Origin of the sequence: Erythrobacter sp. W302b (assembly GCF_046452395.1) — a bacterium.
In the GTDB taxonomy this organism is placed as follows: domain Bacteria; phylum Pseudomonadota; class Alphaproteobacteria; order Sphingomonadales; family Sphingomonadaceae; genus Erythrobacter.
In genome coordinates, this window is sequence record NZ_JBKFDH010000001.1 from 1,777,990 (window position 1) to 1,799,942 (window position 21,953).

Consider the following 21,953-nt stretch of genomic DNA (forward strand, 5'->3'; position numbering starts at 1 on the left):
GCGAGCTTAGGAAAAAAACAACCTTTCCTGCTTATTCACCATTTTTCGAGACGCAGCCTTCGCTTCCTTCAGGCGAGGTGCGCAGGGTTTTAGAGAGCCTCGGGGGCTGAGAATGAGCGCATTCGGAAAAAAGGGCAATGCTGGCGGAATGAAGCCGGGCTCTCGGCCCGCCTTCGGTGTCGCGCGGCCTATGAAGGGTGCGGGCGCAGGTCCGCGCGGGGGCGAACAGTTCCCGCCTATTCCGGGTGAAACCCCTGCCCCGCGTCCGGCTCCGGCGCCTTCGCTGGCCAAACCCACGTCAACCGCAGAAGCCATGGAACGCCTCAACGAGCGCATGGCGGCCGTCAACACGGGCGACTCTGAAGTCGGCGGTTTTGAAGCCAGCGTCCACAAGATCAAGGAACAGGTGCTGCCGCGCCTGCTCGAACGTGTCGATCCCGAAGCGGCGGCGACCCTCTCGAAGGAGGAGTTGTCGGAAGAATTCCGCCCGATCATCATGGAAGTGCTGGCCGAGCTGAAGGTCACCCTCAACCGGCGCGAACAATTCGCGCTGGAAAAGGTGCTGATCGACGAGTTGCTCGGCTTCGGTCCGCTCGAAGAACTGCTCAACGATCCCGACGTGACCGATATCATGGTCAACGGCCCGGATCAGACCTACATCGAAAAGAAGGGTAAGCTCCAGCTCGCCCCGATCCGGTTCCGCGACGAACAGCACCTGTTCCAGATCGCGCAGCGGATCGTGAACCAGGTTGGTCGCCGCGTCGACCAGACCACGCCGCTCGCCGACGCCCGCTTGAAAGACGGCTCGCGTGTGAACGTGATTGTGCCCCCGCTCAGCCTGCGCGGCACCGCGATCTCGATTCGTAAGTTTTCCGAAAAGCCGATCACCATCGACATGCTGCGCGATTTCGGCTCGATGTCGGACAAGATGGCAACCGCGCTCAAGATTGCGGGCGCAAGCCGGATGAACATCGTTATCTCGGGCGGTACCGGTTCGGGTAAAACCACCATGCTCAACGCCCTGTCGAAGATGATCGACCCGGGCGAACGCGTGCTGACCATCGAAGACGCGGCGGAACTTCGCCTGCAGCAGCCGCACTGGCTGCCGCTTGAAACCCGCCCGCCGAACCTCGAAGGCCAGGGCGCGATCACCATCGGCGACCTTGTGAAGAACGCCCTGCGTATGCGTCCTGACCGCATCATCCTCGGGGAAATTCGCGGCGCGGAGTGTTTCGATCTCCTCGCCGCGATGAACACCGGTCACGATGGTTCGATGTGTACGCTCCACGCCAACTCCCCGCGTGAGTGCCTTGGCCGTATGGAAAACATGATCCTGATGGGCGACATCAAGATCCCCAAGGAAGCCATCAGCCGCCAGATCGCCGAATCGGTCGACCTGATCGTGCAGGTGAAGCGTCTGCGCGACGGTTCGCGCCGCACCACCAACATCACCGAAGTGATCGGGATGGAAGGCGACGTGATCGTGACGCAGGAGCTGTTCAAGTTCGAATATCTCGACGAGAGCGACGACGGGAAGATCCTCGGCGAATTCCGCTCGTCGGGCCTGCGCCCCTACACGCTGGAAAAGGCGCGGCAGTTCGGGTTTGATCAGGCGTATCTTGAGGCCTGCCTCTAAAGCGACAGGCGCTATCGGCCCCTCCGGGCCAATAGCTTCGGCCTAACCGGCCGGCGGCCGGTTGCCCTTGCGACGCCTTCGGCGTCGTTTGTCAAAGCGAGGCATGATTCTCTCCCCGTTCCGCAGGAATGGGGAGGTGGCACCGCGCAGCGGTGACGGAGGGGTTACGAGGCACACAAAAGCCCCTCCACCACCCGCTACGCCGGCGGTCCTCCTCCCCATCCTTGCGGGACGGGCAGGAACGGAAATCACCCCTTCATCACCGCCGGCAGGCTCATCGCAAGGCATCCGCCACCCGCGATCGCTGCCAGCATGAACAAGCTGGTCCAGGGCACCCAGCCAACCTGCTCCAGCCGGGCGACATCGCGCCGCTTGGCCCGCCGTCGCTCCATAAGGGCGGCAAGGCCGGCCAGCACCCACAAGACCCCGCCCGCCCACGCAAGCTGGGCGGCATCGCTCAGCAGTTCGAATTGCGCGACAATGTCCATCGGCGCGCAATGTGGGTGCGCGCACGGCTTGCGCAAGCCTCTTGCCTCGGCCAAGCCCTCTGGCGATGGATGGCTCGATCGCCCGCCCCCGCCCCTTGCTTGCGCTTGGCGTCCGATTGTTGGCCGCCTTCGCGCTGGCGACGATGGGTATGCTGGTCAAGCTGGCAGGGACCCGCGGCGCGCATCTGATCGAGCTGATTTTCTGGCGGCAATTGCTCACCGTCGTGCTGCTCGGCGCAGGTTTGGCACTGACGGGCAAGCTTGCGCTGCTCAGGACCAAGCGCCTCCCTGCCCACGCCCGCCGCGCGGCGAGCGGCTTGTTCGGCATGATCTTTACCTATGGCGCGGTCTTGCTGCTGCCGCTGACCGAGGCGACGACACTCGGATTCACCGCGCCGGTGTTCGCCGTGCTGATCGCCATTGTGCTGTTTCGCGAGCGGATCGGCCCATACCGCTGGGGCGCGGTGGCGATGGGCTTTGCCGGGGTGATCGTGGTCATGCAGCCCTTTTCCGGGCTGCACGAAGGCGTGACTCTGGCCGGTGTCGCGGTCGGACTGGTCGCGCCATTCATGGTCGCCCTGATCAGCTTCCAGCTCCAGGACCTCAACACCACCGAAAACCCGTGGAGTATCGTCTTCTGGTTCAGCGCGCTGACCACGCCGGTTGCGGCCCTTGCCCTGCCCTTCGTGATGGCGGGCCATGATCCGGTGACCTGGGCGCTGATTCTTGGCATGGGACTGGTCGGCGCTGGCGCGCAGATGCTGCTGACGACCTCGCTGCGGTTCGGCTCGGCCGCCGTGATCCTGCTGATGGATTACACCGCGCTGCTCTGGGCGAGCTTCTACGGCTACACCATTTTTGACCGTGCCGCGCCCGCCAGCCTGTGGCTCGGCGCGCCCCTGATTATCGCGGCCGGGTTGCTGATTGCCTGGCGCGAGCGGCAGCTTGCCCGATCCCGGGTGCACTCTGGCGAATAGCATGGACCTTTGCGACCGCATCGCCGGTACGCGCCTTCGGGTCCATCACGAAGGAGTACCCCGCCATGACCACTCGTAATCTGCTTCTTGCCATCGTCGCTGTGCCAGCCCTGCTGGCGTCCACCGCATGCAACACCGTCGAAGGTGCTGGCGAAGACCTGCAATCGGCCTCGCGCGAGGTGAAAGAGGAAATCTGAACCTTCGGCGCGGGCGTCGCTTCAGGGGATTGTCAGGAAAATTTATGCAGGGTCGTGCGTTGAATGAACATCACAGCCAACAAAGGACTCTGACCGATGATTCGCCATGTACTGACTGCCGCCGCCCTCGCCGCTCTCGCGTTGACTGCCACTGCCTGCAACACGGTTGACGGCATTGGCGATGACATCAAGTCGGTCGGCCAGGCCGGCAAGCGCGCGATTGACTAAATCTTGCGATAAATGAGCATGATATTGTTAGCGGGCAGCGCGTAACGCGCTGTCCGCCGCATGCCATGCGTGGCGGCGAGCGCATCGAGAGCCTCTGCCTCGCGCAAGCCCCAAAGCGGGTTGCGGGCTTTCAGGCTGGCATCGAATGCGAGATTGGAGGGCGCGGTTTCGACGCCCTGTTCGATATAGGGGCCGTAGAGGATCAGCGGCGCGCCGCTGGTGCGCAGTACCCGCGCAGCGCCCCGGAACAGGCCGAGAGTCGCTTCCCAAGGGCTGATGTGCACCATGTTGATGCACAGAATGGCAGCAGCCTGGTGGACCGGCCACGATTCAGGCGCAGCCGCATCGAGGAGCAGCGGGGCGGCGAGATTGTCGCCCGGATAGTCCGCGCGGTAGGCGGCAATCGAGGCCAGCGCCTCGGGCGAAGGGTCCGTCGGCTGCCACGCGCGTGCGGGGAAGGCCTCTGCGAAGAACACGGCGTGTTCCCCGGTGCCCGCCGCAATTTCGAGCACCGTGCCGCTATCCGGCAATTCGCGCGCCAGCACTTCAGCAATCGGCGCGCGGTTGCGCTCTGTGGCGGGGGCGTGCTGTTTTATGTCAGGCGACCTGCGGCTAGCTTACTTGCCGCTCTTGGCCTTCCCAATAGGGCGCGCGCAGCTCGCGCCGGAGGATCTTGCCACTGGCATTGCGCGGCATCAGCGGGATGACATCGACGCTCTTGGGCGCCTTGAACGCCGCGATGCGTTCGCGCGTCCAGGCGATCACGTCGGCCTCGTCGACCGTCATGCCCGGCTTGGCGACGACGCAGGCCTTGACCTCTTCGCCCCACTTGGCGCTGGGCACGCCAATGACGGCAACCTCGGCGATAGCGGGGTGGCCGTAGATCGCGCTTTCGACCTCGGCCGGATAGACGTTCTCGCCGCCGGAGATGATCATGTCCTTGATGCGGTCCTGGATATAGACATAGCCGTCCTCGTCCATCACGCCCGCGTCCCCGGTATGGAGCCAGCCATCGGGGTCAATCGTCTTGGTCGTCGCTTCGGGCAGCTTCCAGTAGCCGGGCGTGTTGCTGGGCGAGAGGATGCAGACCTCGCCGATTGCGCCGCGCGGCACTTCGACATTGTCCGGCCCGCGCACTTCGATTTGCACCCCCGGACAGGCCTTGCCCGCCGAGCGCATTCGTTGATTGCCCTCAAGCGAGTGATCCTCGGGCGGCAGGATCGAGATCGTGCCACTGGTTTCGGTCATGCCATAGGCTTGCAGGAACCTGGTGGTCGGCATGGTCCGCACCGCTTCCTTGAGCAGTTCCAGGGGCATCGGCGCTGCGCCATACATGAGGTATTTGAGGTTGCTGAAATCCGTGGTCGCCGCGCGCGGGTGCTGCACCACCATCTGAAGTGCGGCGGGCACGATGAACATGTGCGTCGCCCCGGCCTCGATGGCTTCGAGCACGCCGACGGGGGAGAATTCCGCCTGCACCAGGCTGCGCACGCCATTGGCAATCGCGATATTCACCAGCCCCGTGCCGCCAATATGTGCGCAAGGCATGGCGACCAGCATGCAATCGCCGGGTTCGTAGAACTGCCAGTCCAGCCCCGCCTGGTTGCCCGCATTCCTCAAGCCCAGCAGATTGGTGTTGGTCAGCATCGCGCCCTTGGGGTTGCCGGTCGTCCCGGAGGTATAGAGCTGCAACACCGGATCATGCTGCCCCGGCGGCGCGTAATCCGCGGGTTCGAACCCGGCGGCGGCGGTGCGCGCGGCCTCAGCCTCGATCACCTCGGGATTGGCGGGCACTTCGCCTGCGACCTGATGCGCGACAGCGACGAATTCCGCATCGGCGAACAGCAGCTTCGCCTCGGTGTCGCCGAGGATATAGGCAATCTCGCGCGGGGCGAGCCGCCAGCCGATCGGCACCATCACCGCCCCCATCCGCGCGGCGGCGATGTAGAGCAGGAAATAGATATCGCGGTTCTTGCCGAGCCACGCGATCCGGTCCCCGGCGGCGATCCCGCGGGCGTGCAGCAAGGCGATCAGCTGGCGGGTGAGAAGATCAGCTTCGGCATAGGAGGTAACCCGCCCGTCCTGATCGAAGGCTGGCCCGTCAGGCCGCTCCTTCGCCCAGAAATGCAGGATCGCATCGAAGGTCGAAAAGTCGTGATAGGCGTTTCTCGCCATGGCGCTGCTCTCTCCCAAAAGCTGTGTGGGGAGAGGTTAAGCGCAACGTGGCGCGGCGGTCTAGCGAAACCGCCCCTGCCGCCGCGCAATCGGCTCGCGCAAGCCCAGCCACACCAGCAGGCCGAGCGGCCCGGCCATGAAGGTCGCCAGCAAAACCGGCGCCTGAATGAAGCGCGAGATGTTTTTCGCATCGCCATCGCGGGCAATCCACAGTCCGACGAACAAATCGAAGGCGAGGTAATGCGTCCAGCCGATCGTTACGCCGCCATCCGAACCGAAGATCGCGCGGACACCTTCGATGGTCGTGAAATCCGCGCCGCCGCCCTGCGGATTGGGGATCAGCCCGCTCAACAAGCCGATCAACCCGGTGGCGTAGATCAGGCACAGCAGGCCAATGCCAAGATACAGGATGCCCGATAGCAGCGCAGGCCAGCGCGGCAGCAGGATCAGCCCCGTCCACGCGATCAGCGCCAGCAGGTTGACCATGCTGAACCACGCATTCCAGTCGATCATTGCGCCTCTCCGGTCTCGCTCAGGCGGCGCCATTCGCGCGCGGCGCGGCGCATCGCCTCGTTGTCGTGCGTAAATCGTCCACCGGCCCGGCGCAGCGCAAGGCCCAATGCGGCCTCGGCGACCAGCCCGGCATCGATCGAACGGTATTGCTCCCACTTGCCCGAAAGCAGCGGGTCAATCAGCGGCGCGGCGATGATCGCCGCGCGCTCGGCAAAGCGCAGGTCATCGGTCCGTGTCCCGCGCAGCAGGCCGGGATGAAGGATATCGAGCCGCTTGAAACCGACGCGCGACAGCGCTTCCTCGGTCTCGCCCTTGACCCGCATATAGAGGCTCTTGGACCGGGCATCGGCGCCTGCGGCACTGACCACCACCATATTGGGCACCCCGGCCCGCTTGGCCGTTTCGGCGGTGGCGAGCACCAGATCGAAATCGACCGCGCGGAAGGCGGCTTCATCACGTCCGGCCTTCTTCCAGGTGGTGCCCAGCGCACAGATCAGCGCACGCGGGCGGACCGCATCGAGGACTTCGCCCCATTTGGCGGGCTCCGCCACGAACATCTCCATCCGCGCGCCGGGTGGCAGCGGCACCTCGCGCCGGGCGATGCCGACGATCCGCACCTCATCGCCCGCGCTGGCAAGCTCGATCACGCGCCGGGCGACCAGCCCTGTGGCCCCGACCAGAGCGATGCGGACCGGGGCGATGCTACGCGGATCAGACATTGATCAAACCCAACGGCCGCTCGCCATAGATCTTGCTCACCGCCTGCATCGCGAACCGGTCGCTCATCCCGGCGATGAAATCGGCGATCACCCGCGCGCGGCTCGGATCGCGCTGCGGCAGGCGGGCCTGCCAGTCGTCCGGCATCAGGCGCGCGTCCTGCGCATAGGCGGCGTAGAGCCGTGCGACGACATCGCGCGCGCGCTCGGCCGCTGCGATCTGTTCGGGGTGGTAGTAGAGCCGTTCGTACATGAAAGTCTTCAGCCGCCGTTCCTGCGCGGCCATGGCGGGGGAGAACCCGGCGAGCTGGCGCCCGGCCTCGCGCACGTCTGCCACCGAACGCAAGCCCTTCACCTGCTCCGAAGTGTGCGCGATCACATCATTCACCATCAGCCCGATCTGATCGCGGATCATCTCGCGCAGCAAACGTTCACGCGGGGCGTGGGGGAAGCGCTTTTCGACGCTCCGCCACTGCTCTGCGAGGAAATCGAGGGCGAGCAAATCGTCAAGGCTCAGAAACCCGGCGCGCAGGCCATCGTCGATGTCGTGATTGTCATAGGCAATGTCGTCCGCCACCGCCGCCACTTGCGCCTCGAGCGAGGGCCAAGTGCCGAGCATGAGCGGGAAGGCTTCGTCCAGTTCCGCCAGCGCCCAGTTCGGCGCGGTCACCGGGCCGTTGTGCTTTGCCAGACCTTCGAGCAGATCCCAGGTGAGGTTGAGCCCGTCATGCGCGGGATAGGGGCATTCGATCCGCATCACCGTGCGCAGCGCCTGCGCATTGTGATCGAAGCCACCATGGCGCTCCATCGCGTCCGAAAGCGCCGCTTCCCCCGCATGGCCGAATGGCGGATGGCCGAGATCATGCGCAAGGCACAGGGCTTCGGTCAGATCCTCGTCCAGCCCCAGTGCGCGCGCGATCACCCGACCGATCTGCGCGACTTCAAGGCTGTGAGTGAGGCGGGTGCGATAATGATCGCCATCAGGGGCGATGAACACCTGGGTCTTGGATTTCAGCCGCCGGAAGCTCATCGAATGGATGATCCGGTCCCGATCGCGCTGGAAGGCGCTGCGCGGACCGCGCCGTTCGCCATCGCCAGCGCCGCCGAATTCGCGCGGCCCGTGGGCCTCGGGGTCAGCAGCATAGGGGGCGCGGGTCATCACAGGTCGAGCGCGTAGGCGAGCCGGACAGGCTTCTCAACCGGAACGAGGCAAGAACACTGCAAAAACAGCGGAAATACAGCCGGTTGGGTCCGAAAAATTATGGGGCCGCCTTCCGGTGATTGGGGGGGAGGAAAGCGGCCCCAAGGGCCAATCGGTGCGACCCGAAGACCCGGATAATGCCATTACGTTTCCGCGACAAAATCCGAGCGCGCCATAGGCGGAAAAGTTAACCGGTTGCACCCCTTGCAACCCAGCTAATCGACCAACTGCACGTCTCGCCCGATGAGCTGAGTGCTAACCCTCGGCATCATCAAGCAAAATCCAGTCCGCAGCCGCTTCGCAATGGATTCGGGTGCTATCGAAGATCGGCAGAACATTGGCATCCACATCGACCACCAGATCCAGTTCGGTACAGGCCAGCACCACTGCGCTGGCCCCTTCCTGGGCTTTGTTGGTGATGATGGTCTTCAGCGTCCGCTCGGCCTCGCGCGTGACCTTACCGACCATCAGCTCGTCATAAATAATCCGGTCGAGCATTTCGACATATTCGAGATTGGGCGGCAGCAGGTCGATCCCGTGAGCGACCAGACGCTTGCGATAGAAGCTTTCGGTCATCACGTTGCGGGTGCCCAGCAGCGCCGCATTCGTCACGCCGGCGCGCTTCATGGCGAGGCCGACATATTCGGCGATGTGCAGGATCGGGATGGTCACGCTGGCCGCCACATCGTCATACAGGCGGTGCATCGAATTGGCCCCGATGATGAGACCTTGCGCGCCCGCCCCTTCGAGCCGTTTGGCACTCTCGATCAGCACCTGTGCCGCACGCTGCCAGTCACGTTCTTCGCGCAAGGCGTAGAGCTGGCAGAAATCGAGGCTCTCGATCAGCAGCGGCGCGCTTGCCATCGGCGCGGCGCGTTTCTGGACGATGCGATTGATGCGATCATAATAGGTCGCGGTCGACACCCAGCTCATGCCGCCGATGATCCCGAGTTTGCGCAAAGTCGCCAGCCTTTCGATTCTGTGTGCAGGTGCGAAAGGGTGTAGGGTGCAAGCAACCTTGGCGTCCAGTGGGCGCGGACGTGCGGGCGGGGGTTTACTCCGGTTTTGCAGCCAAGGCGTGCTTGGCAAGCCACGGTTGCAGGTCGGCAAGCGTGGCCTCGGGCGCTTCCTCATGCGGGAGGTGACCGATCCCGGGATAGATCACAAGCGTGTCGTTCGGCATGGTCTTGGCAAGCCACTTGCCCGCTTCGACCGGGATCACGCGATCCTCCTCACCCCACAGGATCAGCGTTGGCGTGGTGACCTTGGCGATCTCCGCCTCCGCCAGCGGATCATAGGGATAGCCGAAGCGTTTCAAGGTCGCACGGCGGTTGCCGGGGTAGCGCAGCAGCTCCCAGTAGCGCGTCACAGCCGCCTCGCTCGCGACGGATTTGACCGAGACCGATTGTTCAAGGCTTTGCTGGATCAGGCTGCGCGGCGTGATCTGCTCGACCAGCAGATTGATCCCCGGCGTCTGCGCAATCTTGAAGCCGATATTGCCGCTGTCCTCGTCCTTCTTGGTGTCGAGCTTGAGCATCGGCCCCCCGCTGCCATCGACCAGCACCAGGCCGGTCAGCCGTTCCGGGTGGGCGATCGCAAAGGCCAGCGCGTGCTTTCCGCCCATCGAATTGCCGCCGAGAATGAACTGCTTCAGTCCTAGCCTATTCGCCACTTCGAGGATATCGGCGACGTAATTGTCGCGGCTGTAATCATCCTTGGGATCAGGCCCGGTAAGGCCGTGGCCGACCTGATCGAAGCGGATCACCCGGTATTGGCCCTTGAGCGCCGCGACCCACGGCTCCCACGTATGGAGATCGGCATTGGAACCGTGGAGCAGCACAATCGCGGGCGCATCTTTCGGCCCCTCGTCACGCAGGTGGACGGTCACACCGCCACCGATGGCGACGAATTGCGAAGGCGGTCCGCCATACTTGGCGCGCATGGCGGCTGCGTCCGTATCGGGGGTGCGGAAGATCAGGAAGGCGATCACAAGGACGCCAAGGAGCGCGAGCAAGCCGCGCCAGACCCACTTCATCATTTCATCTCCGCAATCCAGCGCCGCACGACGGCGACGCCTTCCTTGTCGACGCTCGCCTTGCCGAGTTCGGGCATGGCGATGCCGGGTTCGGCGCTATCCATTCGGAACAGCAGGATCGATTTATCGGGCTCTCCGGGCAGGACCGAGAAGTCATGCCCCCCTGCCCCGCGACCGGCCGCCACGGGCCGCTTCATGATGCCAATCGCGTGAGGATCGGACTGCTCCCAGCGCAGATCGAGGCCGGAATTGGACGCACCGCCGCCCGGCTGGTGGCAATGGGCGCAGTTGACGTCGAGATAGGCGCGGGCAAAGGGCGCTGCGGGGCTTGCGGCGGTGTAGCCGGCCCAGACCGGCATCGTCGCCCCACCCGGCGGAATGCGGTCAAGCGCGCCGCCGTCGCGCATCTGCGCCATCCACTTGACCGACAGGTTGCGCGCCTTGGGGCCGATCGGGATCACCTGCCCGTCCTTGGCGTGACAGCCCTTGCACTGGTTCTTGTTGGGGATGGCATAGGAAATCGCCTCACCCGCAGGCGTCACCAGATCGATCCGCCCACCTGCCAGCGCCAGCGTCGCTTCGGTCTGTTCGGCGTTCCAGCGATAGGGCAGCGCCACCCAGCCCTCGGCGCGGTGGAGCAGCACGCGGGTCTCGATCAACCGCCGCGCCTCGCCTTCGCCAAAGGCAAAGGTCTTGATGATCGCCGCGCCGACCGGGAATTGCAGCAGCCCCGCGCCATCCGCCGCTAGCTGCGTGCCTTCGGGCAGGTAGATGAAGCGCAGCTTCTCCGCCCCGTCCGACCACAGCGGCGTGTTGAGCGCATAGGGATACACCCGCGCGCTCGGGTGGTGATCGCGGGCATCCTGAAAGAATGCGAACTCGCTCAGCGCCTTGGGAAAGGCTGCGCCGGTGATCGCCGCATCGTTGACCGACGCAGGCGCGATCACCGTCGCATGGCTCAGCGCTGCGCCGAAGGTGGCGCTGGCCAAAGCCAGAAGGCCGAGACCCCGCCGCTTCACTTCAGCCGCGCCTCCAGCGCTGCGGGGGCGCCCACTTCGGGGAAGTCCCAGCTTTCAACCGGGGTCAGCATCAGCGGCCCGGGCTGCGCTTCGGCAAGGCTCTGTCCCGGCTTCGACAGATTGAGCGACCAGCCGGTCACGCCCGGCGCAATCTTCAGTCCGTTATCCTTCTCCACGATCCCGTCCCACAGCACCGGCGGCAGCGCGCCGCCGAAAGCCGCCAGCAATTGCTCCTTGCCATCGAGCTGCGGATCATCGCCGCCCCGCCCGAAGGCGTTGAGGCCAACGATCACATTGCGGGCATGGGGATTGTAGCGCTCGTCGGTGAAAGGCTGGGTGTAAGCGATCACCATGATGTGCGCAGTCGGGTTGTTCTCGAAGGCGTTTTCCTCGATCAGCACGCCATCATTCGCCATCACCAACACGCCCGTGCCGCGGCGGACACTGGCGACGATGTTGCCGGGCGGCGCGAAGTTCGGGGTGTCATTATCCGCGACGATGTTCTCGCGCAGGATGACATTGCCGCCGTTCATCACCGGCAGGCCCGGCAGGTCGAACACCAGCAACCCGCCGGTGTTGCGGGTGGCGATATTCTCGGTGACGAGCGCGTTGCGGCTGTTCTCGATCTCGATGCCCGCGACGTTGAACTCGACGATGTTCTGGCGAACCGTGATGTCGCGGCTCTGGCCAACATAGATGCCCGCATCGGACGCGCCCGAAACCTTGGAATTCGTGACCAGCACGCCGGTGCTCTCCACCGGGTAGATGCCATAGGCTCCGTTGGTTGCCTTGGGCCCGCCAGTCCATGTGACCCGAATGCCGCTGTAGATGATGTTGTCCGCGCCCTTGGACTTGATCCCGTCGCCCTTGGGGTTCTCGACCGCGAAATCGCGCAAGGTGACATTGTCGGAGGTGACCAGCAGCCCCTCGCCTGCGCCTTGCTGGCCAGTGAAATCGAGCACGCTGGCGCCCTCGCCATCCATGCCTGCGCCGCGCAGCGTGACCCCGTCAACGTCAAGGCTGAGCCCATCGGTCAGGACGAAGCGTCCCGCGCCCAGCTCGATCACGTCGCCCGGTGCGGCGAGGATCAGTGCCTCCTGCAAGCGTTGGGCGGCACCCTCGCCCGGTTCGACCCGGTGCGTCTCGGCGGCGAGCGGCGCTGCTGTGGCCAGCAACGCGGCGGCAATGGCCAATCGGTTCATGATAGTCTCCCTCTCCACCGCGCACTCTGGCGCAAGCGGGAGGGGGAATGCAAGCGGGGAGCGTGGCTTCTTGCCGCTCCGTCAGCGCCCTGCGGCGCTGCCAGCTCCCCATCCCTTCGGGACGGGGAGATACGTTCTGACCTTTAGTCCCTCTCCGTTGCGGAGCAATGGGGAGGTGGCACGTGCTGCAGGCACGTGACGGAGGGGTAATCAGCCGATCCCGATCGCGCACAGCCCGGCTGACGTGGTCAGCACCGCCACGGCCTCGCCGTCATCGACGCGGTCAAGCCGCTTGATCAGCTCGCCAAGGCCATAGCCTTCCTCAGGCTCGCCAGCCTGCGCAGCCATGCCTTGGCGCAACTTCCACAGCTGCGGGATGGTCAGACGGTCGACCATACGCTCCGCCATGCAGGCGGCGCGCTTTTCGCCGATGCCGGATTCGACCAGCGCGCCCTTGACCTGCATTTCCACCAGCGGGTTGGCGAGGCCGCTAAACAGCGCCCCGCCCGCCAGCACGGCCAGCACCACAATCCAGAGCAGCAGTTTCCGCATGAGGTCAGTCCAGCGACTTGACGATTTCCTCGACCATCTTCTTCGCGTCGGCGAGGAGCATGACGGTCTGGTTCATGTAGAACACGTCGTTGTCGACCCCGGCATAGCCCACCCCGCCCATCGATCGCTTGATGAAGAACACCTGCTTGGCCTTGTCGACGTCGAACACCGGCATCCCGTAGATCGGCGAGGACTTGTCGGTCTTCGCCGCCGGATTCACCACGTCGTTCGCGCCGATGATGAAGGCAACGTCGCACTGGGCGAATTCGGAGTTGATGTCCTCCAGTTCGAAGACTTCATCGTAGGGCACCGAGGCTTCGGCCAGCAGCACGTTCATGTGCCCCGGCATACGGCCCGCGACGGGGTGGATGGCATACTTCACCTCCACGCCCTTTTCCTTGAGCTTGTCGCCCATTTCGCGCAGCGCGTGCTGGGCCTGGGCGACCGCCATCCCGTAGCCGGGGATGATGATGACCTTTTCGGCCTGTTCGAGCATGTAGGCCGCGTCTTCGGCCGAGCCCTGCTTGTAGGGCCGCTGCTCGCGCGCGCCGCCGCCGCCGCCAGCGCCCGCGTCGGCACCGAAGCCGCCCGCGATCACGCTGATGAAGCTGCGGTTCATCGCCCGGCACATGATGTAGCTGAGGATCGCGCCCGAGGAGCCGACCAGCGCTCCGGTGATGATCATCGCCGAGTTGCCCAGCGTGAAGCCCATCGCTGCCGCAGCCCAACCCGAATAGGAGTTGAGCATCGACACCACGACCGGCATGTCCGCCCCGCCGATCGGGATGATCAGCAGGAAGCCGATGGCAAAGGCCAGCACGGTGACAGCAATCACCATCCACCCTTCACCCGCCCCGCCCTGCGGCGAGACGGTGTAGAGCCCGATCAGCACAAGGATCGCAGCCAGCGTGCCGAGGTTGATGACATGGCGGCCCGGCAGCATGATCGGCGAACCGCTCATCCGGCCCGACAGCTTGAGGAAGGCGATGACGCTCCCTGAGAAGGTGATCGCCCCGATGGCGATGCCGAGGCCAAGCTCGACCCGGCTCACCGCCATGATCTGACCTGCCGTATCGGTGATCCCGAAGGCGGCCGGGTTGAGCCATGCGGCAAGGCCTACCACCACAGCTGCCAAACCGACCAGCGAGTGGAAGCCCGCCACCAGTTCGGGCATCGCGGTCATGGCGATACGCCGCGCAATGGTGACGCCGAGGATCGCACCGATGGCGATGGCGATGCCGATCTCGACGAGGTTGGTGCCGTGCATCACCAGCGTCGTGCCGACCGCGATTGCCATGCCGATCATGCCGTTGCGGTTGCCCGCGCGGCTGCTGGCCGGGCTCGACAGCCCGCGCAGCGCGAGGATGAAGAACACGCCCGCGACCAGATAGGCGAGCATCGCCCAGGCCGGGGTGGTGCCGCTCCCTGCGGCGTGGGCCGGGGTGGAAAACAGAGCCGTGATGCCCGCGAAGGCGGGGATCCAGCTTTTACCGATCTTGCGCGCTGCCGAAGCAAGCTGGACCCCGGCCTGCGCCGGGGTGACGAGGGAAGCGAAGCCCATCTTCACTTCTCCTTCTTCTTGTACATCGCGAGCATCCGCTCGGTCACGGCAAAGCCGCCGAAGATGTTGATGCTGGCCATCACCACGCCCGCCAGCGCGAGATATTTCGCCACCGGGTTCTCCGCCTCGGCCGCGGCGATCAGCGCGCCGACGATGATCACCGAGGAGATCGCATTGGTCACCGCCATCAGCGGAGTATGCAGCGCCGGAGTCACCGACCAGACGACGTAATAGCCCACGAAGCAGGCCAGCACGAAGATCGAAAGAATCGAAATAAAGTCCATGTCAGCCCCTTGTTGCGGTCCATGGCAGAACGAAATTGCGGCCCTCGGCCCAGGTCTGGCCGACCATCTTGCCATCCACGAGGCAAGCCGAGGTGTGATAGAGTCCCTGCCCGTCGGTCGTGCGGAAGGCGACGCAGCTGCGCCCCTGTGCCGACCCGGCGCGCCCGGCGAGGATTTCGCTGTTGTAGAAGCTGCCGGTGATCACGCCGTCGGCGGCCACGGTCAGAACCATCGGCTGCGAATAGGGCTCGTCCGCGAGCTCGACCCGCAAATCGACAGTCCATGTGCCCGAAAGCGCGGCGGCACGCTCTTCAGCGGGGGTTGCCGCCACAAGCACTGCAGCCAGCGGAACGATGGCAAGCCGCGCGAGATGATGTGAAAGCCTGCCCATGCGTATCCCCTACTTCCCCGGTGCCAGATATTCGGTGAGCAGCGTCACCAGCCCCGGCACATCCGCACCGCGGCTGACATTGAAGGCGATCGGTGCGCTGCCCGACACGGTCAGCGTGACTTCGGTATCCAGATCGAAGTGCCCGGCGCTTTCCAGCGTGAAAGTGGTGATCGCGCGGTAGGGGATCGTCACGAACCGCTTCTTCGATCCGGTCAGCCCCTGAATGTCGATCATCAGGATGCGGCGATCGGTAAAGACGATCGAATCGCGCACCAGTTTGAAGGCCAGCCGCACCACCTCGCCCTTGCCGAGCGCATAGGCGAGGTCTTCAGCGGCGTCGGCGACGTCCCACGGCGAGGCGTTGATCAGGCCCATCGGCTCAGCCGAGCAGCCGCTCGTTGACGACCTTGCCGCCCTGCGTCAGGCGGATGGCGTTGCCGATTTCCTCGTCGAGCACGGGCTTGCCCTGCTCCTTGTCCCAGAAGGCGCTGAGGAAGTTGTAGTGGTTGCGTGCGAACAGCGCCGAGGCGTCGGCGGGGAGCGTCGCCGGGGTGTTCGAATAGCCGATGATCTTGACGCCGTGCTTTTCGACCACCTGATCGGCGACCGAGCCTTCCACGTTTCCGCCCTGCGCCACGGCGAGATCATAGATCACGCTGCCCGGCTTCATCGTCGCGATCTGCGCGTCGGTGATCAGGCGCGGGGCGGCGCGGCCCGGGATCAGGGCGGTGGTGATGACGATGTCCTGCTTGGCGATGTGGCTGGAAACCAGTTCGGCCTGGGCCTTCTGGTATTCCTCGCTCATCTCGGTGGCATAGCCGCCCGAGCCTTCGCCCTCGATCCCCGCGACGTTCTCGACAAAGATCGGCTTGGCACCCAGCGACTGGATCTGCTCCTTGGTGGCCGAGCGCACGTCGGTCGCCGAAACCTGCGCACCCAGACGCCGCGCGGTGGCGATCGCCTGAAGGCCCGCCACGCCCACACCCATGATGAACACGCGCGCAGCCTGCACTGTGCCGGCGGCCGTCATCATCATCGGGAAGGCGCGCCCGTAAGCATCCGCCGCCGCCAGCACGGCCTTGTACCCCGCAAGGTTCGACTGCGAGGACAAGACGTCCATCGACTGCGCGCGGGTGATGCGCGGCATGAACTCCATGCTCAGCGCCTCGTAACCGGCGGCCGCATAGGCATCGACCACATCACGCTTGGTGAAGGGATCGAACAGCGCCGCCACCATCGCGCCGGGCTTCGCGCCTGCCAGCAGCGCCACATCGGGCGCCTGAATCCCGAGGACGATATCCGCATCCTTGACCGTTGCCCCTGCGTCACCGACGCTCGCACCAGCCTCGGCATAGGCCGCATCGGTGATCGATGAGATCACCCCGGCCCCCGCCTCGACCGCGACCGTGCAGCCCAGGGCGGCAAACTTCTTCGCCGTCTCCGGCGTGGCGGCAACGCGCGTCTCGCCCGAGGCGCGCTCTGTCAGGATGGCGATTTTCACGTGGGCGCGCGCTTAGCTGGCGATCGCGGCGACGACAGCGAACGCGATCACCGCGATCACCGGCACAGCCCATTTGAGCGTGGCCATGAAGCCGCTGTAGGTGGCCGTGGCCTTTTCCATGTCGTGAACAGTCATTGGTCGTTATTCCCCTTGGGCTATCGAACGCACCGAAGCGCGATTGGTTGCCGAATGGTTGCCTTAAATTTGCGTCGGGCCGCAAGGCCCCTGCGACGTTCCCGTATCGGAGCAGCCCCGCTATCTCAAGTCACCTTTAGTGAGAGGCGCCTTTCCCCGCCTCCCCCACCTGTCCCGCCGCGGCACAGTCTTAATCCCGTTTTTACCTCCCCGCCTTATGCAGAGGGCCTGTGTCGGACGGTGCCCAGCAAGGCCCGGCAGAACAAGGGAAAGCGAGCGGCAGGACCGATGGCGGATATTGATTGCCACCCCGAAGCGCAGGAAGACGCGCGAATCGTCATGCTCATCGATGACGAGCCAGCGCAGTCGCGCCTCATCACCGCGATTGCCGCGCGTGATGGCTGGCGCACGATCGTCGCCCCGGATGCCGAGACCGCGATTGCGATGCTCGGCACGCGCGAGGGGATGCAGCTCAGCGCGATCCTGCTCGACCAATGGGTGCCGGGCGACGATGCCTGTGCGTTGATCGCCGAGCTGAAATCGCGCCGCCCGGCTCTGCCGATCCTGATGCTGACCACCAGCGCCTCGCCGCTGCTGGCCGTGGAGGCCATGCGCGCGGGCGCATCGGATTACCTCGTGAAGCCTGTCTCACCCGACCGGCTGATGGAAGCGCTGCGCACGGTCACCACCCGCGAAGCGCCGCGCGATGAACTCGCGCCGCTGACCGAGAAAATGTCCGCCAGCCTCGATTTCGACGCGATGATCGGCACCGCACCGCAATTCCGCGCTGCTCTGGCGCAGGCGGCCAAGGCCGCGCGCGGGCATGGCCATGTGCTGATCGAGGGCGAAACCGGGACCGGCAAGGAAATGCTGATGCGCGCGATGCACGGCGCATCCCCGCGCGCGAAGGATCCCTTGCGGACCATCAACCTCGCCTCGGTCCCCCCCGGATCGATCGATTCCGTGCTGTTCGGCCATGAACCGGGCAGCTTCCCCGGAGCCTTCGACCGTCAGATCGGCGCGTTCCAGCATTGCGACGGCGGAACGCTGATCCTTGATGAGATCGACCGCCTGACGCCGGTGCTGCAACAACGCCTTGCCGAAGCGCTCGACAGCGGGATCATCCGCCCCGTCGGCGCAAGCTACGGTTTTCGCGTCGATGTGCGCCTGTTGGTGACAAGCAATGTCGGGCTCGACCGGATGGTGCAGGCCGGACAATTCGACGCCGGCCTCGCCGCAAAGCTGGGCGCGACCCGGATCGTCTTGCCACCCCTGCGCGAGCGCACCGGCGACATTCCGGCACTGACCCGTCACTTCCTCGCCCGGATCGGCGAGCAGCCGGGTCTCAACCATCTGTCGGTCTCCGACTCCGCGCTGGCCCTGCTCGCTGCCTATGATTGGCCGGGCAATGTCCGCCAGCTCCAGTCCGTGCTGTTCCGCGCGGCGGTCTATTGCGAGGGCAATTCGCTGACCGCCGACAGCTTCCCGCAATTGTCCGAAATGCTCGGCGAACAGGGCAGCGTCACCACCGCCAGCGCGCATGAAGGCGTCGGCATCATGCTCTACACCGACGACGGCAATCTGCGTCCGCTCGAAGAAATCGAGGCCGACGTGATCCGCCTCGCCATCGGCCATTATCGCGGACGCATGACCGAAGTCGCGCGGCGTCTGGGGATCGGACGCTCCACGCTTTACCGCAAGCTTTCCGATCTCGGGATCGACAACGCGGCTTGATCGCCGGGGTTTGCGGGACTAGCCGCAGACCCCATGACAGCAATTCAGGATTTCGCCGGACGTTCGGCGCTCATTACCGGCGCGGCATCGGGGATCGGCGCGGCCTGCGCCAAGGCACTGGCAGCAAGGGGTGCGGCGCGGCTGGTGCTGGTCGATGTCGACGGGCCGGGGCTGGATGCGCTCGACCTTGGGGCCTGCGCCGTCGAACGTGTCGTCGGCAGTGTGGCGGATGAAGGTCTTTGGCAGGCCGTTGCCGGGTCGTTGACCGGTCTTGACCATGCAGTTGTCAACGCAGGCATCGGATCGGGCGGAGCCATGTCGGCGATCTCGCTGGCCGAATGGCGGCGGGTCATGGCGGTCAACCTCGATGGGGCGTTCCTGACACTTGCCACCGCACTGCGGGCGATGGAGGCCAAACCCTCACCCGACCGTGGCAGCGTGGTTGTCGTGTCGTCGACCACGGGTCTCAAGCCCATTCCCGGCATCGGTCCCTATGGCGTCGCCAAGGCCGCCGTCGCCCACATGGCACGCATCGCTGCGGCGGAGAACGCGCGCAAGGGTATCCGCGTCAATGCGATAGCTCCCGGCGGGGTCGATACCGCGATCTGGGAAAGCGGCGAGGATTTCCAGCGCTCCGTCGCCGCCATCGGGCGAGAGGCGACGCTGAAGGCGATGGCCAAGACCACGCCGTTGGGCCGCTTCGCCACCTCAGAGGAAATGGCCGACAGCATTCTGTATCTGCTGAGCGACGCCGCTTCCAACATCACCGGCCATGTCATGGTGTCGGACGGCGGGTTTACCCTCTGAATTTGCGCGCATTTTTTGCGCACATCCAACAGGGGGCAAATGTTTCACGTGAAACATAGCAAGAACATCACCAGTTGAAAGCCTGCTCCGCGAGCGTCGCGCTGGTGTTGTTCTTGAGCGTCATGGTCAGGCGCTTGGTTTTCCAGTCGATATCGACGAGGCCGTAATTCTCCTCCGAGAAGAACTTCGTCACCCTCGCAGGATCGGGTTCGCGCGCGGTGCTGCGGTCATTGTCGCTGCCGAATGAGAGGTTGAGCGAGGAACTGGTCAGCTCCCACATCGTCTCGCCCTTGTGCGCGGTCTTGTAGATGCCCGCGGCGTGGCGGTCGCCCGACAGGATCACCAGCCCGCTCGCCGCGCGGTTCCTGAGCATTTCCAGCAAGCGGTTGCGCTCCACCGGCATATTGGTCCAGCCTTCGAACTGATGCGCGGTGGTGATCACCTGGGTCGAGGACACGACGATCCGCAGATCGGCCGGTTTGGCCAGCTCCTGCTCCAGCCACGCCCATTGCGCATCGCCGAGCATGGTCTTGTCGAGGCTCTCGTCCGGCAGATAGCTCCCGAGCGGCGGACGATCCTTGGTCCAGGCGGCGCGCTTCAGATCGGACCGGAAAAAGCGCGTATCGAGCAGGATGACCTGCACCCGCTTGCCTGCCGGGCCGGTGATGGTGCTCTCGTAAACGCCGGGGCGCGAGCGGACGGCATCGGACGACCCCCAGAAGGTTTCGAACAGCGCCTCCCCCCACCGGCGCATCGGGAAATTGCCGCCCGCATCGTTGAGGCCGAAATCATGGTCGTCCCACGTCGCCATCATCGGCACCTTGGCGCGGAAGCCCGCGAATTCGGGGTGCGAGGCCTGCAAGGCATAGGCCGCGCGCAGGCTCTCAAGACCAGCGTCCGCATCCCAGCCATTGTCGCCATAGACATTGTCGCCGATCATCAGAAACAGCTGCGGATTGGCCGAAGCGATCTGCGCCCACATATGCTGCGGCGCGTTCTGGTGGTTGCAGCTGCCCACCGCGATGCGGGTCAGCGTGGTGTTGGCGGCGAGCGCGGGATTGGGCCCTGCGACCGGCATCACGACCTGCTGGCGCAGCGCCTCGTAATAGGGCGCGAGCAGCTGATCGGGCGTCAGGCTGACCGCGACCGGAGCCTTGCTTGACGGTGCAGGCTCGTCCTCATGCGCGATCACCGGCGCGGGCATGATCGCGGCGGCAAGCAGGGCGGTTGTGGCCAGCAAGGACGGGAAACGGCGCATGGAAGGCTCCTGAAATGAAACGTCGAACGGATGGTCTGCTGAAGGCGCTGGGTTACAGCTATGCGACACGGCTGCCGTCGTCAGCGCTCCGGCCGGACACAGCGTTGATGGCGGGTTGGCGGAGCGGCGTGATCATGGCGAATGGCAAGCATACCGGATGATTGCGGCGGAGCAACTGCGCTTGCCCGCCGGTTTACATCATCGGCAGCATGCTGAAATCGGTCAGCGCCGCATCCCGCAGCCCGCGCCACACATTGCGCGCCTGCACGGTCTCGGCAACGTCATGCACCCGCAGCAGGTGAACACCCGCCTCCATGCCCTTCACCGCCAGGGCGATCGATCCGGCGAGGCGCTGGTCGGCGCTTTCCTCTACCGACAGCGCGCCGATCATCCGCTTGCGGCTCGCCCCCAGCATCAGCGGGCTGCCGAGCGCATGGAACAGCGGCAGCGCGTTCAGCAGCGCGAGGTTCTCGGCGAGCGACTTGCCAAAGCCAATGCCGGGGTCGAGGATGATGCGATCCTCGGCGATACCGCCGGCAATGGCGCGGGCGCGCGCCGCCTTGAGGAAATCGAAAACGTCGCTGACCACGTCGGCATAGGTGCCGCCCGCGTGGAGATCCTCGCCCGCGCCGGGGGCGTGCATCAGGATGACGGGGCAAGCGGCGCTGGCGACCACTTCGATGCTCCGAGGGTCGTAGCGCAAGGCCGAGACGTCGTTCGCCATGTGCGCGCCTGCCGCAAGCCCTGCGGCCAGCACGCCTGCGCGGCGGGTATCGAGGCTGATCGCCGCGCCCATGCTGGCGCAATATTCGACGGCGGGGACGACGCGGCGAATTTCCTCGTCCTCAAAAGTCGCGGCAGCGCCGGGGCGAGTGCTCTCTCCGCCGATGTCGATGATCGCCGCGCCCGCCTCCAGCATGGCGGCGGCGTGCGCGCGGCCTGCGTCGATGGCGTCATGCTGGCCGCCGTCAGAGAAGCTGTCGGGGGTGACGTTGAGGATGCCCATGATTTGGGGCTGATCCAGCCGGATGGTGCGACTGCCGAGCTGGAGCGGCGCGTGGGCTTTGGTGAGGTTGTCCCATTGCGCCACCGCGTCCTGCGCCAGCGGGCCTGACAGCCGCGCCAGCGCCGCCTCGATCACCTTGGGCGTGCCGACAATCCGCTCGGCCACTGCCCCGCCGTCACGCAGCACCAGCGCGAACTCGCGCGCATAGGCCATCGAACCGGCGAGCCGCACCGCCTCGCCCTCCACAGCCTGCGGGCCGGGCACGAGCGTAAGCGGATGGAGATAGGCTGTAGCGGTCATGCCAAGTCGTGATTCCCCGCGCAGGCGGGGACCTCCC

Annotated in this window: 26 protein-coding genes; 7 read left to right on the forward strand and 19 right to left on the reverse strand. The window is 65.2% G+C overall.

Annotated elements, in window-relative coordinates:
- Nucleotides 1-112: 112 nt before the first annotated feature.
- The gene (locus tag ACLBKT_RS08660) at nucleotides 113-1,636 is read left to right on the forward strand and encodes a CpaF family protein (protein ID WP_410182521.1); all 1,524 of its coding nucleotides are present in this window, start codon (nucleotides 113-115) and stop codon (nucleotides 1,634-1,636) included.
- Between the two features lie 248 nt (nucleotides 1,637-1,884).
- Here the strand turns inward: ACLBKT_RS08660 and ACLBKT_RS08665 are convergent, their stop codons facing one another.
- Nucleotides 1,885-2,124 (reverse strand): hypothetical protein, encoded by a 240-nt coding sequence (locus ACLBKT_RS08665; protein WP_410182522.1) that lies wholly within the window; start codon nucleotides 2,122-2,124, stop codon nucleotides 1,885-1,887.
- A 65-nt stretch (nucleotides 2,125-2,189) separates the two neighbouring features.
- Here ACLBKT_RS08665 and ACLBKT_RS08670 point away from each other — a divergent pair, with 65 nt between their 5' ends.
- The 3 genes from ACLBKT_RS08670 (at nucleotide 2,190) to ACLBKT_RS08680 (ending at nucleotide 3,526) form a co-directional block, all read left to right on the forward strand.
- Entirely contained in the window at nucleotides 2,190-3,101 is a 912-nt protein-coding gene (locus tag ACLBKT_RS08670; RefSeq protein ID WP_410182523.1) for a DMT family transporter, read from the forward strand.
- A 65-nt stretch (nucleotides 3,102-3,166) separates the two neighbouring features.
- Nucleotides 3,167-3,298, forward strand: a complete 132-nt coding sequence (locus ACLBKT_RS08675) for a hypothetical protein (protein WP_410182524.1) — start codon at nucleotides 3,167-3,169, stop codon at nucleotides 3,296-3,298.
- A 96-nt stretch (nucleotides 3,299-3,394) separates the two neighbouring features.
- Nucleotides 3,395-3,526 (forward strand): Entericidin EcnA/B family protein, encoded by a 132-nt coding sequence (locus ACLBKT_RS08680; protein ID WP_410182525.1) that lies wholly within the window; start codon nucleotides 3,395-3,397, stop codon nucleotides 3,524-3,526.
- Here ACLBKT_RS08680 and ACLBKT_RS08685 read toward each other — a convergent pair.
- The 16 genes from ACLBKT_RS08685 to ACLBKT_RS08760 all read right to left on the reverse strand — a co-directional run bounded on the left by ACLBKT_RS08685 (nucleotide 3,523) and on the right by ACLBKT_RS08760 (nucleotide 16,811).
- On the reverse strand, nucleotides 3,523-4,122 hold the full coding sequence (locus tag ACLBKT_RS08685; RefSeq protein WP_410183670.1) for a DUF938 domain-containing protein: 600 nt from the start codon (nucleotides 4,120-4,122) through the stop codon (nucleotides 3,523-3,525). The genes ACLBKT_RS08680 and ACLBKT_RS08685 overlap by 4 nt on opposite strands.
- 16 nt (nucleotides 4,123-4,138) lie before the next feature.
- On the reverse strand, nucleotides 4,139-5,701 hold the full coding sequence (locus tag ACLBKT_RS08690; RefSeq protein WP_410182526.1) for a long-chain-fatty-acid--CoA ligase: 1,563 nt from the start codon (nucleotides 5,699-5,701) through the stop codon (nucleotides 4,139-4,141).
- A 60-nt stretch (nucleotides 5,702-5,761) separates the two neighbouring features.
- On the reverse strand, nucleotides 5,762-6,214 hold the full coding sequence (locus ACLBKT_RS08695) for an ABA4-like family protein (protein ID WP_410182527.1): 453 nt from the start codon (nucleotides 6,212-6,214) through the stop codon (nucleotides 5,762-5,764).
- A complete protein-coding gene (locus ACLBKT_RS08700) occupies nucleotides 6,211-6,933 on the reverse strand; it encodes an NAD(P)H-binding protein (RefSeq protein WP_410182528.1) in 723 nt (240 codons plus the stop codon). The genes ACLBKT_RS08695 and ACLBKT_RS08700 overlap by 4 nt, the downstream gene beginning before the upstream one ends.
- On the reverse strand, nucleotides 6,926-8,089 hold the full coding sequence (locus ACLBKT_RS08705) for a deoxyguanosinetriphosphate triphosphohydrolase (protein WP_410182529.1): 1,164 nt from the start codon (nucleotides 8,087-8,089) through the stop codon (nucleotides 6,926-6,928). Before ACLBKT_RS08705 ends, ACLBKT_RS08700 begins: the two co-directional genes overlap by 8 nt.
- Before the next feature lie 297 nt (nucleotides 8,090-8,386).
- Entirely contained in the window at nucleotides 8,387-9,091 is a 705-nt protein-coding gene (locus ACLBKT_RS08710) for an aspartate/glutamate racemase family protein (protein WP_410182530.1), read from the reverse strand.
- 94 nt (nucleotides 9,092-9,185) lie between these two features.
- Nucleotides 9,186-10,169, reverse strand: coding sequence for an alpha/beta fold hydrolase (locus tag ACLBKT_RS08715; RefSeq protein ID WP_410182531.1), 984 nt, complete (start codon nucleotides 10,167-10,169; stop codon nucleotides 9,186-9,188).
- Nucleotides 10,166-11,185, reverse strand: a complete 1,020-nt coding sequence (locus tag ACLBKT_RS08720; protein ID WP_410182532.1) for an SO2930 family diheme c-type cytochrome — start codon at nucleotides 11,183-11,185, stop codon at nucleotides 10,166-10,168. Before ACLBKT_RS08720 ends, ACLBKT_RS08715 begins: the two co-directional genes overlap by 4 nt.
- Nucleotides 11,182-12,387 (reverse strand): parallel beta-helix domain-containing protein, encoded by a 1,206-nt coding sequence (locus ACLBKT_RS08725; protein ID WP_410182533.1) that lies wholly within the window; start codon nucleotides 12,385-12,387, stop codon nucleotides 11,182-11,184. Before ACLBKT_RS08725 ends, ACLBKT_RS08720 begins: the two co-directional genes overlap by 4 nt.
- A 210-nt stretch (nucleotides 12,388-12,597) precedes the next feature.
- A complete protein-coding gene (locus tag ACLBKT_RS08730) occupies nucleotides 12,598-12,939 on the reverse strand; it encodes a hypothetical protein (protein ID WP_410182534.1) in 342 nt (113 codons plus the stop codon).
- Nucleotides 12,940-12,943: 4 nt separating this feature from the next.
- Nucleotides 12,944-14,338 (reverse strand): NAD(P)(+) transhydrogenase (Re/Si-specific) subunit beta, encoded by a 1,395-nt coding sequence (locus tag ACLBKT_RS08735; protein ID WP_410183671.1) that lies wholly within the window; start codon nucleotides 14,336-14,338, stop codon nucleotides 12,944-12,946.
- Nucleotides 14,339-14,502: 164 nt separating this feature from the next.
- Nucleotides 14,503-14,784 carry an NAD(P) transhydrogenase subunit alpha gene (locus ACLBKT_RS08740; protein WP_054117330.1) on the reverse strand — a complete coding sequence of 94 codons (282 nt, stop codon included), beginning with the start codon at nucleotides 14,782-14,784 and terminating at the stop codon, nucleotides 14,503-14,505.
- Between the two features lies 1 nt (nucleotide 14,785).
- Entirely contained in the window at nucleotides 14,786-15,175 is a 390-nt protein-coding gene (locus tag ACLBKT_RS08745; RefSeq protein WP_410182535.1) for a hypothetical protein, read from the reverse strand.
- Nucleotides 15,176-15,184: 9 nt separating this feature from the next.
- On the reverse strand, nucleotides 15,185-15,550 hold the full coding sequence (locus ACLBKT_RS08750) for a PH domain-containing protein (RefSeq protein WP_410182536.1): 366 nt from the start codon (nucleotides 15,548-15,550) through the stop codon (nucleotides 15,185-15,187).
- Between the two features lie 4 nt (nucleotides 15,551-15,554).
- Nucleotides 15,555-16,676, reverse strand: a complete 1,122-nt coding sequence (locus tag ACLBKT_RS08755; protein ID WP_410182537.1) for an NAD(P) transhydrogenase subunit alpha — start codon at nucleotides 16,674-16,676, stop codon at nucleotides 15,555-15,557.
- A 12-nt stretch (nucleotides 16,677-16,688) separates the two neighbouring features.
- Nucleotides 16,689-16,811 carry a hypothetical protein gene (locus ACLBKT_RS08760; protein ID WP_286165985.1) on the reverse strand — a complete coding sequence of 41 codons (123 nt, stop codon included), beginning with the start codon at nucleotides 16,809-16,811 and terminating at the stop codon, nucleotides 16,689-16,691.
- Nucleotides 16,812-17,099: 288 nt separating this feature from the next.
- Between ACLBKT_RS08760 and ACLBKT_RS08765 the strand changes: the two genes are divergently transcribed.
- Nucleotides 17,100-18,545, forward strand: coding sequence for a sigma-54-dependent transcriptional regulator (locus ACLBKT_RS08765; RefSeq protein WP_410182538.1), 1,446 nt, complete (start codon nucleotides 17,100-17,102; stop codon nucleotides 18,543-18,545).
- 33 nt (nucleotides 18,546-18,578) lie between these two features.
- Nucleotides 18,579-19,352 carry an SDR family NAD(P)-dependent oxidoreductase gene (locus tag ACLBKT_RS08770; protein ID WP_410182539.1) on the forward strand — a complete coding sequence of 258 codons (774 nt, stop codon included), beginning with the start codon at nucleotides 18,579-18,581 and terminating at the stop codon, nucleotides 19,350-19,352.
- A 67-nt stretch (nucleotides 19,353-19,419) separates the two neighbouring features.
- On the opposite strand, the gene ACLBKT_RS08775 is transcribed toward ACLBKT_RS08770, so the two are convergent.
- Nucleotides 19,420-20,610, reverse strand: coding sequence for an alkaline phosphatase D family protein (locus ACLBKT_RS08775; RefSeq protein WP_410182540.1), 1,191 nt, complete (start codon nucleotides 20,608-20,610; stop codon nucleotides 19,420-19,422).
- Nucleotides 20,611-20,624: 14 nt separating this feature from the next.
- Here ACLBKT_RS08775 and ACLBKT_RS08780 point away from each other — a divergent pair, with 14 nt between their 5' ends.
- Nucleotides 20,625-20,771, forward strand: coding sequence for a hypothetical protein (locus ACLBKT_RS08780; RefSeq protein WP_410182541.1), 147 nt, complete (start codon nucleotides 20,625-20,627; stop codon nucleotides 20,769-20,771).
- A gap of 32 nt (nucleotides 20,772-20,803) precedes the next feature.
- Here the strand turns inward: ACLBKT_RS08780 and folP are convergent, their stop codons facing one another.
- A complete protein-coding gene (gene folP / locus ACLBKT_RS08785) occupies nucleotides 20,804-21,916 on the reverse strand; it encodes a dihydropteroate synthase (protein WP_410182542.1) in 1,113 nt (370 codons plus the stop codon).
- Between the last annotated feature and the right edge of the window lie 37 nt (nucleotides 21,917-21,953).